Origin of the sequence: Trichloromonas sp. (genome assembly GCF_041583255.1) — a bacterium.
Lineage (GTDB): Bacteria > Desulfobacterota > Desulfuromonadia > Desulfuromonadales > Trichloromonadaceae > Trichloromonas.
On sequence record NZ_JBFHGD010000089.1, the window covers coordinates 1 to 12741 of the forward strand.

17 protein-coding genes and 1 pseudogene are annotated in these 12741 nt (G+C 62.0%); 12 read left to right on the forward strand and 6 right to left on the reverse strand.

Translation table 11 applies throughout. From position 1 onward, the window contains the following. The 5 genes and pseudogenes from ABYV89_RS08815 to ABYV89_RS08835 form a co-directional block, all read right to left on the reverse strand. Positions 1-284, reverse strand: a pseudogene (locus ABYV89_RS08815) (KamA family radical SAM protein); the annotation flags it as partial. Positions 285-505: 221 nt separating this feature from the next. Then, a complete protein-coding gene (locus ABYV89_RS08820; protein WP_432822584.1) occupies positions 506-2101 on the reverse strand; it encodes a B12-binding domain-containing radical SAM protein in 1596 nt (531 codons plus the stop codon). 3 nt (positions 2102-2104) lie between these two features. Further along, positions 2105-2530, reverse strand: a complete 426-nt coding sequence (locus tag ABYV89_RS08825; RefSeq protein WP_432822585.1) for a MauE/DoxX family redox-associated membrane protein — start codon at positions 2528-2530, stop codon at positions 2105-2107. Beyond that, positions 2527-3042: a rhodanese-like domain-containing protein gene (locus ABYV89_RS08830; RefSeq protein WP_432822586.1), complete on the reverse strand. Its 516-nt coding sequence runs from the start codon at positions 3040-3042 to the stop codon at positions 2527-2529. The genes ABYV89_RS08825 and ABYV89_RS08830 overlap by 4 nt, the downstream gene beginning before the upstream one ends. Positions 3043-3049: 7 nt before the next feature. Then, positions 3050-3241 (reverse strand): SlyX family protein, encoded by a 192-nt coding sequence (locus tag ABYV89_RS08835; RefSeq protein WP_432822587.1) that lies wholly within the window; start codon positions 3239-3241, stop codon positions 3050-3052. A gap of 173 nt (positions 3242-3414) precedes the next feature. Here ABYV89_RS08835 and ABYV89_RS08840 point away from each other — a divergent pair, with 173 nt between their 5' ends. The 7 genes from ABYV89_RS08840 (at position 3415) to ABYV89_RS08870 (ending at position 9659) form a co-directional block, all read left to right on the forward strand. Beyond that, entirely contained in the window at positions 3415-4266 is an 852-nt protein-coding gene (locus ABYV89_RS08840; protein ID WP_432822588.1) for an SCO family protein, read from the forward strand. A gap of 18 nt (positions 4267-4284) precedes the next feature. Next, positions 4285-5907, forward strand: coding sequence for a cytochrome c oxidase subunit I (gene ctaD, locus ABYV89_RS08845; protein WP_432822600.1), 1623 nt, complete (start codon positions 4285-4287; stop codon positions 5905-5907). Next, a complete protein-coding gene (locus tag ABYV89_RS08850) occupies positions 5900-6514 on the forward strand; it encodes a cytochrome c oxidase subunit 3 family protein (protein ID WP_432822589.1) in 615 nt (204 codons plus the stop codon). Before ctaD ends, ABYV89_RS08850 begins: the two co-directional genes overlap by 8 nt. Positions 6515-6522: 8 nt before the next feature. Then, a complete protein-coding gene (locus tag ABYV89_RS08855; protein ID WP_432822590.1) occupies positions 6523-6807 on the forward strand; it encodes a cytochrome C oxidase subunit IV family protein in 285 nt (94 codons plus the stop codon). A 20-nt stretch (positions 6808-6827) separates the two neighbouring features. Next, positions 6828-7727, forward strand: a complete 900-nt coding sequence (gene coxB, locus ABYV89_RS08860; protein ID WP_432822591.1) for a cytochrome c oxidase subunit II — start codon at positions 6828-6830, stop codon at positions 7725-7727. Further along, positions 7724-8617 (forward strand): UbiA family prenyltransferase, encoded by an 894-nt coding sequence (locus tag ABYV89_RS08865; protein WP_432822592.1) that lies wholly within the window; start codon positions 7724-7726, stop codon positions 8615-8617. The genes coxB and ABYV89_RS08865 overlap by 4 nt, the downstream gene beginning before the upstream one ends. Positions 8618-8894: 277 nt before the next feature. Then, positions 8895-9659, forward strand: a complete 765-nt coding sequence (locus tag ABYV89_RS08870; RefSeq protein ID WP_432822593.1) for a TIGR01458 family HAD-type hydrolase — start codon at positions 8895-8897, stop codon at positions 9657-9659. On the opposite strand, the gene ABYV89_RS08875 is transcribed toward ABYV89_RS08870, so the two are convergent. Further along, on the reverse strand, positions 9656-9988 hold the full coding sequence (locus ABYV89_RS08875; RefSeq protein ID WP_432822594.1) for a peptide chain release factor-like protein: 333 nt from the start codon (positions 9986-9988) through the stop codon (positions 9656-9658). The two genes, ABYV89_RS08870 and ABYV89_RS08875, sit on opposite strands and share 4 nt — an antisense overlap. Before the next feature lie 105 nt (positions 9989-10093). On the opposite strand from ABYV89_RS08875, the gene ABYV89_RS08880 reads away from it, so the two are divergent. From ABYV89_RS08880 to ABYV89_RS08900, 5 genes are all read left to right on the forward strand, one after another. After that, the gene (locus ABYV89_RS08880) at positions 10094-10633 is read left to right on the forward strand and encodes a glycine cleavage system protein R (RefSeq protein ID WP_432822595.1); all 540 of its coding nucleotides are present in this window, start codon (positions 10094-10096) and stop codon (positions 10631-10633) included. A gap of 3 nt (positions 10634-10636) precedes the next feature. Continuing rightward, positions 10637-11137 (forward strand): peptide deformylase, encoded by a 501-nt coding sequence (def, locus tag ABYV89_RS08885; RefSeq protein ID WP_432822596.1) that lies wholly within the window; start codon positions 10637-10639, stop codon positions 11135-11137. A gap of 27 nt (positions 11138-11164) precedes the next feature. Continuing rightward, the gene (locus tag ABYV89_RS08890; RefSeq protein ID WP_432822597.1) at positions 11165-11755 is read left to right on the forward strand and encodes a TetR/AcrR family transcriptional regulator; all 591 of its coding nucleotides are present in this window, start codon (positions 11165-11167) and stop codon (positions 11753-11755) included. 246 nt (positions 11756-12001) lie between these two features. Continuing rightward, positions 12002-12280, forward strand: a complete 279-nt coding sequence (locus ABYV89_RS08895) for a hypothetical protein (RefSeq protein ID WP_432822598.1) — start codon at positions 12002-12004, stop codon at positions 12278-12280. An 81-nt stretch (positions 12281-12361) separates the two neighbouring features. Then, positions 12362-12741: hypothetical protein (locus tag ABYV89_RS08900; RefSeq protein WP_432822599.1), on the forward strand; the 380-nt coding region annotated here is incomplete at its 3' end.

Genomic DNA, 12741 nt, shown 5'->3' on the forward strand with positions numbered 1-12741 from the left:
GCGCGATCAGGGTAGCGATGCACCACCGCGGGGACAGGCGACAGGCTCTCCTCGGCCAGGGGATCTTCGGGCTGCTCCAAATCGGCCAGCTCCAGAACATCGGGCACGCACTGGCGCCAGATCGGGTCGCCCGGCTCACGGATAAGGCCGAAATAATGGGGCGTGATCCGCATCGGGTAGCGATCGCAGACAACGGACAGGGCCGCAACGTCGACGGGGAAATGTTCGGCCAGTTGTTCCGGCGTGGTGATGCTCGCCTGCAGGCTTTTCTGCCAGTCTTCCATGTAGCAACCTTATATACAGTGGTTATCGCCACAGAGACACGGAAACACAGAGAAGTTCATTGAGTTTTGATTGGGAGGAGACAGGATTCACCAGCAGATGAAACAGATAGAATTATTTCCTGAACAGCCATTCTTATAAAAACTCTGAGTCTCTGTGCCTCTGTGGCCAAGGTCTTTTTTTCTACGGTGCTGAATTCTGCCGAACCATACCACAAACGCCGTCAACGGGAAAAGAGAAAGGCATGGTTCGAAGTGAAGTACGGCGGGGTGCGGTTGACGATCGCGCGGATTACCGGCGAGCCGAGCAGGCGCTGCTGCAGAAACTGGCGGGCCTCGCCGCGCCCCCAGCCGGAGGTCGGCATGAAGGAGCGGTACAGCCCCAGCGGGGCGTCGTCGTTAAGCAGCGCCGAGGCGTCGATGCCGGTTGCCGACGGATCGGCGAGCAGTTCCGACTCGCGCGGCAGGTTCATGATCGCCATGTTAAGAAAATCAATCGCCTCGGCATGCTGTTCGAGAAACTGCAGGGTCAACTCCGCATCATCCAAGGTCTCGCCCGGGGTGCCGAGCATGATGTAGACGTAGGTCGCAATGCCGGCCTGGCGCAGGTTGTCCAGCATCCGCGCCACCTCGTCCAGACAGGTTCCTTTCTGCAGGCGGTCGAGGACCCGCTGCGAGCCGCTTTCCAGCCCCAACTGAAGCATCCGGCAGCCGCCGGCGGCCAGGCCGGAAACAAAGTCGGGATCGAGCAGGTCCCGCTCGAAGCGGACAAATCCGTGCCAGCTGATCGGCGAAAGACCCTCCTGCCGCGCCGCCAGCTCCCGCAGCGCATGGATCGGCACCGCATTGTCGGTCAGGTGAAAATGGCGCACGCCATAACGCTCGGACAGGGCCGTCAGCATGTTGGTAAAAGTGCCCGGCGCACTGCCGGCATAGGGGTGGGTCGGCGAGGCCGCTTCGGGACAGAAGAGGCACCGGCGCCAGTAGCATCCGCGCGAGGCGCTCACCGGCAGGATCGGCCGCGGCGACAGGTAATCGCCCGGGGCGGCAAAGCTGAAATCGGGTTCGAAGCCGACCATGCTGGGGTCTTCGAGAAAATAGTCCGCGGGCTTGGTGTCTTGGGCCAGTGCTGCCAGCACGGCTTCACCGGGACCGAAAACCACATGGGAAAATGCCGAAAAACGCAGATCCTGGGCCTTGAGCGTCGACCGCCAGGAACTCAGCATCCCTCCCCCGGCGACCAGGGTCAGTTCCGGACATTGACGGCGCAGCAGGCCGGCCAGGGCGAAGGCCGGCAGGACCTGGTGCCGGAAGTTGATCGAAATCGACACCAGCTTCGGTGATTTCTCGCGTATCTGCGGCAGCAACCGCTCGTGAAAATAACTGTCGAACAGGGTTCCGGCCTCCCCCCGCGTCACCCGTTCGAGGTCGGCCGGCACAAACTCGGAAAGACCGTTGTGGGTATAGTCGCCAAGGGTCAGGCGTTCGTCTGCAGCAACGCCGCTATAGACCTCGAGCGCCCGGTTAAGATGGTGAACGGCGGTCTGGTAACGAGGGAAGCTTTGGGCGGCGGGCGGCGAACGGAGAAAATGCAGCGAGCGGGCGGCATGGCTGAGCGCCCGGCGCAGCGCCGTCGACGGGGCCGGCCCGGCGGCCTGGCGCAGGCGCTCTTCATCGAGCAGGTACAGACAGGCGGCGAGGTTGGCGTCGATGGCGTCGGCCCGCAGGCCGCGAGCGCGCAGGTAGCCGAGCAGCACAGCCAGCCCCAGCGGCGGCTCGCCGGGTTTGGCCGCGGGCGGATTCAGCAGCAGAAGATCCATCGATCAGGAAAGCATGCGGCTGCGCAGCCGCAGGGTCAGCAGGGCCAGCAGCAGGATCCCCACGTCGCGCAGCAGGGCCATGGAGGCCGAGGTATGCCCCTGCCCGGGATTGAAACAGCCGCAGTCGATATCCATGCCGCGCGCCACCACCGTCGTCAGCGCCACCATGAATGCGAAGGTCAACAGGGCCAGCAGCAGGGCCGACGGCCGCACCTTGCGGTTGAAGATCAGCAGCAGGGCGGCCACCGCCTCCACGTACGGGAGCGTGGCGGCCACCAGGTAGTTCCAGGCGTAGGGGAGCAGCTGGTAATTGGCCACATCGCGGGCAAAGACGACCACGTTGTTGGCCTTGACGGCGCCGGCATAGAGGAACAGGCCGCCGAGCACCAGCCGGCAGATGTGGTAGAGATAATATCCGGCGCGGCTCACGGGGCCCCCTTTTCAATCGGCAGCCCGGCGTCCCGCCACTCGGGCAGACCGCCCTCGTAGACGCGGACATCGACATAGCCTTCTTCGAGCAGACGCAGGCCGAGGTCGAAGGAATCGGGGCAGCCGAAGCCGCTGCAATAGGCAATCAGGGTGGTTTCCGGAGGCACCCCGAGCTTGAATTCCGGCAGCAGCTCTTCCACCTCGCCGAGGGGCAGTGAGACGGCGGCGGCGATGTGGCTGTCGGCGTAGAGTTCAAGTGCCCGCGCATCGACCGCAACGGCCCCGGACTGCAGCAACTCGCGCACTTCGTTAAGGATCACCGGGACGGGAAACGCCATCGGCGCCACCGGCCCGTCCGGCCTGGCGACCGGCTCGACAGAGCGCACGGCGGTGGTCACCCGGCCGGAGAAGGCATCCATCACCAGCTGGGTATTGAAGGAAAGACCCAGCACCACTCCGAGCGAGAAAATGATCCCGGCTTCAAGCCATATGCGGCGGGTTTCTGCCTTCATGGGTGCCTCATTCGTCGGGGGATTCGGGGAGGCCGGGAGCCAGCGACTGGAGCATTTCGCGGTAGCTGTTGACGTCCCTTTCCAGGCGGGCGATCCGCAGGTTACACTCGGCGACTACCCCGTTGAGCTCATCGATGACCTGCTCCTGGTGGGTATAGCGGATCTCCAGCTCATCGATACGTTGATTCAGTTCGTCCATTCTCTTCTCCTTGATAACTCGAAACATGCTAGCAGAAGAACCGGGGCTCTGCAATGCCGAGCTGCGTTGAGGAAACATCGGCTCCCATTGCATTATGTTCAATAACTGGTATCATTTCAGCTAGTTTTCTTATCCGGCGGCGCTCTGCCGTCCACTATCATCCGGAGCCTGTGATGTATTCTTACCTGCTGGCGGCACGCGCTCTCCTGCTGGCGGCGATCTGCCTGGCCGGCATGACCGTCGGCCTTTGTGCCGACGCGTTCGCTTCCGACCCGCCCGATGCCGCCCTGCACCAGCACCAACACCCCCCGGCCGGCGAAAGCGCCCCTGCCAAGGTGAGCCTCGACGAACGGCTGGGGCAGAAGATCCCCCTCGACCTTTCTTTTGTCGATGCGCAGGGAGAGCGCGTCAGCCTGCGGGAGCTGGTCACCGGCCCGACCATCATCGCCCCGGTCTACTACAAATGCCCGAACGTCTGCAATTTTCTCCAGGGGGGGCTGGCCCGGGTGCTGCCGAAACTGAAACTGAAGCCGCTGGAGCAATACCGCGTCCTCTCGATCAGCTTCGACGAGACCGAAACCCCGCAACTGGCCGAAAGCAGCAAACGCAACTACTTTGCCGCCATGGGCAGCGGCTATCCCGAGGGCGCCTGGCGCTTTCTGACCGGTGATCTGCACAACATCCTGAGTCTCACCGAGGCGGCGGGATACCACTTTCAGCGGCAGGGGCAGGATTTCATCCACCCGGTGGCCATCTTCGTGGTCTCCGGCGACGGCACCATCGTCCGCTACCTGCACGGCACCAGCTTTGTGCCGATGGACCTGAACCTCGCCCTGGTCGAGGCCTCCGAAGGGCGCATCGGCGCCACCATCCGTAAAATGGCGACCTTCTGCTTCAGCTACGACCCGCAGAAAAAAACCTACGTCTTCAACCTGCTGCGGGTCGCCGCCACGGTCACCATCATGACCGCCGCGGTCTTTCTGACCTTTCTCATCGTCACCGGCCGCAAGCGCCGCCAGGGGTAACAGCGCATGACTCAGCAAATGACAGCAACCGCCGGTTCGCGGGGATTCCTGGCCGAAGGGGGCAAATACCCCGGCCTTTTAGGCTGGATCTTCTCCACCGACCACAAGCGCATCGGCCTGCTCTACCTGTTCGCCGTGCTCAGCTTCTTCCTGGTCGGGGCGGCCCTCGGCATCATCATCCGGCTTGAACTGATCGCCCCCGGCGAAACCATCGTTTCGGCCCAGACCTACAACGCCCTGTTCACCGTGCATGGCGTGATCATGATTTTCCTCTTCATCATCCCCGGCATCCCCGCCATCTTCGGCAACATCTTCCTGCCGATCCACATCGGCGCCAACGACGTTTCCTTCCCCCGCCTCAACCTCTTTTCCTGGTGGCTCTACATGATCGCCGCGCTGATCATCCTGGCCTCCCTCTTTACCGGCGGCGGGCCGCCCGATACCGGCTGGACCTTCTACGTCCCCTTCAGCGCCGAAACCACCACCAACGTGCCGATGGCGGTCTTCGGCGTCTTCATCCTCGGCTTTTCGTCGATTTTAACCGGCATCAACTTCGTCACCACGGTGCACCGGCTGCGCGCCCCCGGGGGTCGCTGGGGACGGCTGACGCTCTTCGTCTGGTCCCTCTACGCCACCGCCTGGGTGCAGATCCTTGCCACCCCGATGCTCGCCATCACCCTGGTGCTGCTGATTCTCGAACGCCTGCTCGGCGCCGGCCTGTTCGACCCCGCCAGCGGCGGCGACCCGATCATGTTCCAGCACCTGTTCTGGATCTACTCGCACCCGGCGGTCTACATCATGATCCTGCCGGCGATGGGGATCGTCACCGAAATCATCCCGGTCTTCGCCCGCAAGCCGGTTTTCGGCTACTGGGCCATCGCCTTCTCCAGCATCGGCATCGCCGCCGCCGGCTCGCTGGTCTGGGGGCACCACATGTTCGTCAGCGGCATGAGCGACACCGCGGTGCTGATCTTTTCGCTGCTCACCTTCATCGTCGCCATCCCCTCGGCGATCAAGGTCTTCAACTGGGTGGCCACCCTTTACAAGGGCTCGATCTCCCTCGACCCGCCGATGCTGTTCGCCCTCTCCTTCATCTTTCTCTTCTGCATCGGCGGCCTGACCGGGCTGATCCTCGGCGCCGCGGCCACCGATGTGCATGTCCACGACACCGCCTTTGTGGTCGGCCACTTTCATTACGTCATGTTCGGCGGCACCGGCTTCGCCTTCTTCGGCGGACTGCACTACTGGTTCCCCAAGATCTGCGGCCGCATGTACAACAAGCGGGTCGCCACCGTCGCCTGGGGGATCATGTTCGCCGGCATCAACATCCTCTATTTTTCGATGATGATCCTCGGCCTGCGCGGGATGCCGCGCCGCTATTACGACTACCTCCCCGAGTACGCCGACCTCAACCTGATCTCCACGATCGGCTCGTGGATTCTCGCCGCCGGCCTGCTGCTGATGTTCGTCAACCTGCTGCGCGGCGCCCGCAACGGCCGGCCCGCCGGTCCGAACCCCTGGGGGGGGCTGACCCTTGAGTGGACCCTGGCCTCGCCGCCGCCGGCGGAGAATTTCGCCAGCATCCCGGTGATCGAGCACGGCCCCTACGACTACGAGCAAGGGGGAACGCCCCATGAGTGACAGCGGACACCCGGCCCCGCACAAGGACTACACCGGCGCCAAGCTCGGCATGTGGCTCTTTCTCTACACCGAGGTGCTGCTGTTCGGCGGACTGTTCGTCCTCTACGCCGTCTACCTGCACCGCTATCCGCTCGAATTCGCGGCGGCGGCCGGTCAGCTGAACTTCACCCTGGGGGCGGCCAACACGGTGATCCTGCTCACCGGCAGCCTGCTGGTCGCCCTGTCGGTGAGCGCCATCCGCCACGGCAGCACCAGGCTGGCCCAGGGCCTGCTCTGGGGGGGCGTGGCGAGCGGCATCCTGTTTCTGATCAACAAGTATCTCGAGTGGTCGACCGAGATCGGTCACGGCATCTACCCCGGCTCGCCGATTCTCGAACAGCGCGCCCAGGGGGAGATCGTCTTCTTCGGACTCTACTACATCACCCTCGGGCTGCACGGGCTGCACGTGCTGATCGGCGCCGTCATCCTGGCGGTGGTGGCGGTGATGACCGCCAAAGGGTCGATCCACCAGGACGAGTTCGTCATACTGGAGAATTCGGGCCTCTACTGGCACCTGGTCGATCTGGTCTGGATCTTCATCTTCCCCCTTTACTACCTGCTGCTTTAGGAGAGCCGATGAGCGAACACCCCCATGCCATCGTCAGCTACCGCACCTTCATCGTTGTCTGGGCCCTGCTGCTGGTGCTGACCGCCGTCACCGTGGCGGTGTCAAGGGTTCATCTCGGCGCGCTGAACATCTGGGCCGCTCTCGGCATCGCCTCGCTCAAATCGGCGCTGGTGATCTTCTTTTTCATGCACCTGAAATACGAACGTCTGCTCTTCAAGCTCTTTCTGCTGCTGGCCCTGCTGACCCTGGCCCTCTTTATCGGCATGACCTTTCTCGACGTACTGTACCGCTGAGGTGATTCGTGAACCCTGCCATGACAACCACAACCGAAGCGGTCGACCAGGTCTTCCTCTACATCTTCGGCATTTCCGTGGTGCTGCTGCTGGCCATCACCGCCACCATGGTCTGGTTCGTGGTCAGATACCACCGCACCCGCCAGCCGCAGCCGCAGGCGAGCCCCCGCTCGAACCTCTGGCTCGAAACCGCCTGGACGATCATCCCGACCCTGATCGTGCTGAGCATGTTCTGGTACGGCTGGCAGGGCTACACCACCCTGCGCAACGTTCCGGAAGGGGCCATGGACGTCAAGGTTTCCGGCCGCAAATGGTCGTGGAGCTTTACCTACCCCAACGGCCGCGTCAGCGACATCCTGGTGGTGCCGGTCGGCCGGGCGATCCGCCTCGACATCACCTCCGAAGACGTGCTGCACAACTTCTTCATCCCGGCTTTCCGCATCAAACGCGATGCCGTCCCCGGCATGCACACCTACGAATGGTTCGTGGCCACCGAGCCCGGCTCTTACGACGCCTTCTGCGCCGAATACTGCGGGGTCGCCCATGCGGCCATGATCACCACTATCGAAGCCCGGCCGGAAGCGGACTTTGACGACTGGTATCAGCGCAAATACGAGACGAAGGAAGAACAGGAAAATGGACGGCAGCAGCTGGCAACCTACGGCTGCACCGGCTGTCACAGCCTGGACGGGTCTAAAATGGTCGGGCCGACCCTGCTGGGGATTTTCGGCCGCCAGGTGAAGGTGACCCGCAATGGCCAGGAGCACAGTCTGATCATTGACAGGGAATATCTCAAGCGGGCCATCGTAGACCCGCAGGCCGAGCTGACCCAGGGCTACCCCCCGGTGATGCCGGCCTACAATTGGCTTACCGCTGAAGAACTGGAAAAGATCGTCGAATACCTGGAGGAGCTGCAATGAAATGCGCGGATCGTGATATCGGCATCCGGGCCCCCGAAGCTCGCCCCGAACCGACGATCCTCACCGCGCTGCTGCGCCTTCCCATGTCGGCCATGGTGGCGGTTTCCGCCCTGGCCGGCTACCTGGCCTTTCCAGGGCACCCGGTTTCCTTGCAGGCGGCCCTGCTGACGACCGCGATTCTCCTGCTGGCCGCCGGCTGTTCCGCCCTCAACCAGGTGCAGGAGCGCGCCGAGGACGCCCTGATGGAACGCACCCGCCGGCGGCCGCTCCCGGCCGGACGGCTTGAACCCGGCAGCGCCCTGGCCATAGCCGGGGCGCTGATCGCCGCTGCCCTGCTGCTGCTGGGCCGACTCGAACATCCAATCGCAGGCTGGGGGGTGGGCGCTCTGCTGCTGTATAATGGACTTTACACCGGCCTGAAGAAACGTACCCCCTTCGCCCTGCTTTTCGGCGCCCTCTGTGGCGCCCTGCCGCCGCTGATGGGCTGGTGCGCCGCCGGCGGCGACCCGACCGATCACCGCATCATCGGCCTGGCCGCCCTCTTTCTGCTCTGGCAGGTACCCCACACCTGGGCGCTGTCTGCCCGCCATCCAGGCGACAGCGCCGGCGGCCCTTTCGCCTCGCTGTTCAAGAGCCTCTCTGCCGCCCGCCTGAACCGGCTCAACCAGGCCTGGCTGCTGGGGCTGGCCATCGCCACTCTGCAGCTGCCGGCCTTTGGCACCCTGCGCGCGCCTGCGGCCCAAATCCTGTGTCTTGGGCTCAGCTTCGGACTTCTGTTATGCGCCGCCCGATCGACCGGTAAGCACTCAGCACAACAGCGCTCGAAAGGATTAATCCTTTACATGACCACCCTGGTCTGCCTGGTTATCTTCGACAACCTGACCGTTTAATCCTCTTTTCACGTTCCGGAGACCACGAACTCATCAAGAAAAAAACTGCGACTGAAGATATACTTGAAAGTGAACTTGGCCACCGGGACGGCTTGTCAACTCTGCCGGAATCCGACCGGCAGCACCTGGCCGAGATTGCAACCGGGTTTACGGCTTACAGGCTCGGCAATGGGTAGCCTGCATGAAGCCCCTTTCCACTATCCCTTCCTCTTTTTCCTGGCGATGCGAACCAACACGTTCGACCTGCAAGCATCTCCGGTGGTCGTCAGGAGGATTTATGATCAAAGGAATATTGCTCGATCTCAGCGGCACCCTGCACGTCGGCGACGAAGCGCTTCCCGGTGCCAAAAACGCCGTAGCCAAACTGCAGCGGCAAGGGCTTGCCCTGCGCTTCGTCACCAACACCTCGCGCAAGAGCCGCGCCATACTGCATCGACAGCTGGAGGCGATGGGCTTCACCATTCCGAAGGAGCTGCTGCTGACCGCCCCGCTGGCGGTGCGCTCTTACCTGGAAAGCCACCGGCTGCGTCCGTACCTGCTGATTCACCCCGACCTGCAGGATGACTTCGCCGACCTGCCCCGGCACGACCCGAACGCGGTGGTGGTCGGTTACGCCGAAGATGGCTTTACCTATGCCGCCATGAATGAAGCATTCCGCCTGCTGAAGGAAGGAGCGCCGCTGCTGGCGACCGGAAAAACCCGCTATTTCCAGGGGAAGGATGGATTGAAGCTGGACACCGGGCCCTTTCTCAGCGCCCTCGAATATGCCGCCGAAACCGAGGCCGTCGTGCTCGGCAAACCGTCGCCTGGATTCTTTCACGCGGCGGTCGCCACTCTCGGCTGCCGGCCGCAGCAGGTGGGCATGATCGGCGACGACGCCCGCAGCGACATCGCCGGCGCCATCGCCGCCGGGCTGCAGGGGGTTCTGGTGAAAACCGGCAAATACCGGCCGGGCGACGAGCAACTGCTGCCGCCGTCCGCCGGGCTGGCCGACGACATTGTCGATGCGCTGCGCCAAATTCTGCCGAAAGGGACATTTTAATAGTCGACCTTGCCCCGATCTTTTTTGATCGACCCCTGCCGTTTCTTGGCCTCGATCCGCCGTTCGCCAGAGGCCCGGGTGGGACGCGTAGCGACCCGCTTCTTGCGCCGCTGACGCAGGGCCAACAGCCGCTCCCTCAGCCTGGCCAGGGCGGTGCGCTTGTTGACCGACTGGGAACGGGACTCGGTCGCCGTCACGGTAATGCCGGTGGGCAGGTGCTGAAGCCGGACCGAGGATTCGGTCTTGTTCTTCTTCTGCCCGCCCGGTCCGGAGGACTTGAAAAAGGTGAAAACCAGGTCCTTCTCTTCGATAAGTGATGATTCGTCCACGACGGTTCCCTTCGCGACTGGAATTTTCCGAGCAATCATGATAGAAGAAAACAGATCGACGGGCAAGCATCCGCCCGCAACGCCTTCTCAGCTTATGGAGACGCCATGACCCATTTCGCTCTCACCATCATCGGCCGCGACCGCTCCGGTATCGTCTCGCAGGTCACCGAAATCCTGTACAAACTCGGCTGCAACATCGCCGATTCGAGCTGCTCGATCCTCGGCGGCCAGTTCGCCATGATCCTGATCATCTCCAATCCGGCCATCAAGGAGAAAAGCGATTTCGGCGAAGCCTTCGTCCCCCTCGAGGAGAGCGGGCTGTCGGTATTCGTGCGCACCCTCAAACCCGAAGGCGAAAAACGCCCGCAGTTCGAAGGGGATATCTGCCTGATCTCGGTCTATGGCGCCGACAAGCCGGGGATCGTCTACCAGGTGGCCAAGGAACTCGGCGACCGCAAGGTCAACATCACCGACCTCAACACCAAGCTGATCGGCAGCGAGACCCGCCCGGTCTACGTCATGATGCTCGAGGCGGTGCTGCCGCCGGAATTGTCCGAGGAGGAGCTGAAGGTCATCATGAACCGCCTCAAGGGGGAGATGCAGGTCGACATCTCGGTCCGCTCCATCACCCCGGTGGAGCTCTGATTCATGGCCGTCAAAGAAATCCTGCTCTACCCCGACCCGCTGCTGAAAACCGTCTGCGCACCGATCGCAACGCTCGACGCCGAGGTCGATGCCCTGCTGCAGGATCTGATCGACACCATGGTGGACTCCGGCCACTCGGTCGGCGTGGCCGCCCCGCAGATCGGCGCGCCCCGGCGGGCGGTGGTGGTCGATGTGTCCAAAAGCAAACTCGGCCGCGACAACAACCACGGCCTGCTGGTGATGGTAAACCCCGAGATTCTCGAAAAGGACGGGGAAGAAACCATGCGCGAGGGGTGCATGAGCGTCCCCGACTACACCGGCAACGTCACCCGGGCAGAGAACATTCTGGTGCAGTTTCTCGACCGCGACGGCAGCGACCGGGTCATCCGCGCCAGCGGCTTCGAGGCCGTCGCCATCCAGCACGAGCTCGACCACCTCGACGGCCAGCTCTTTCTCGACCGGGTCTCCAACCTCAAAACCGACGTGTTTCGTCGCAAAAAATAATCTAAAATACTTATACCGAAAGCTGCCATGACCGAAAAGAAACAAAAAAACAGTCCTGAAGACATGTGCAACACCATCCTCAAAACAGCCCTGCACCTCTTTACCACAAACGGCTACTTCAACACCTCGGTGCACGATATACGGCGCGCAGCTGGCATCAGTATCGGTGCCATCTACCATCATTTCGACAGCAAAGAATCGATCGCCAAGGCCATCTATAACGACCTCCTCGAGCAGGAAACCAAGGCCATTGATCAACTCACGGTTGAATGCAAAACAGCCCGCGACTGCTGCCGGGCCATCATGAGCCATCTCTTTATCATGACGGAGGAAAACCCGGAGGCCATGGAGTTCATGCTTTATTCCAAGCACCGGGAATTCATGCCGTCAGCCCTGCCCGTCTGCTCGTCCAAACCACTTTCGATGATGCGCAAAGCGGTAAAGTTCGGCATTGACAACAACGAGATACAGCCGATGGAAATCACCCTGGCGACAACCTGCCTGTTTGGCGCCATGTTCCGCATGATCCATCTGCGCTTGGACGGAATCGTTACCGAGCCATTGCCGACCATTCTGGATACCGTCTTTGATTGCGGCTGGCGCGGCATTGCCCGCTAGTCGCACCCTCAATACGCCAAACCATCTTCTACTTATCCCCGCCCAAAGCAACCTGAAAAGCCCAAAAAGCCACAGCGCCACAGAACGACCATTCGGTCTTTTCGCTGAGTCAGACCGCCAGATAACGCCCCCCCCAGAGGTCACAAGCTTAGCGTGACATCCGTCCAATAATATTTTCCAACAACTACAAACAGATAGAACGACCGTTCGGTCTCTGGCATCGACGGGCACACTCATTGCTATACGGTGACCGAACGTTCGTTTTGCCGTAAGCTTGCCGCCACTCCACAAAACAACCGCGCCATTCAAATGGGCACACTGACAATGAAGAAACTTCACCGACGTTCGACCATCCGGAATGATATCACCGAATCCCTGCTATGGGGCCTGCTGAGCCTTGTCTTTCTCTTTGTCCTGCTGGCAGCGCTGGGCTTGCTTGTGAATCTCTGCGATCCAGCAGCCCCGATCTTCAGCACCCCACATCCGGCATGGCAGACCATGCCGCCCATCGACCGCTCGACCTGAAAGGAGGAATGCATAAGCGGCAACGAAAGAAACGATTTCTCACCCCAAAGGATGACAACACAACAACCATGGAGGCTTCACATGTACAAAACATTTTTACTGGCCACAGCTACCCTGCTGTTTGTAACGCTCGCCCTGCCAGCGACGGTACTGGCCAGTGCCGCTCCCAGCGCGGCCCCCAAAAGTGTGCAACCGAAATCCTACGCCAATGCCCAAAACATCTCCCAGTGCCTGGTCTGCCACGGTCAGCTCGACTACCTGCGGTCAGTCGTTTCGGACACCAAGGATGGCTACGGCCACGACGTTTCAGCTGAAACCGTCGCCCAAGGGCTCCACGTCGGCCAGCACTTCGTCAACGACCGCATCCACGGCCGCGCCTCCTGCGAATTCTGCCACGCCGGCGATCCGAAAGCCACCGACGCGAAGAAGGCCCATGAAGGGCTGATCAAGGACCCCACCGC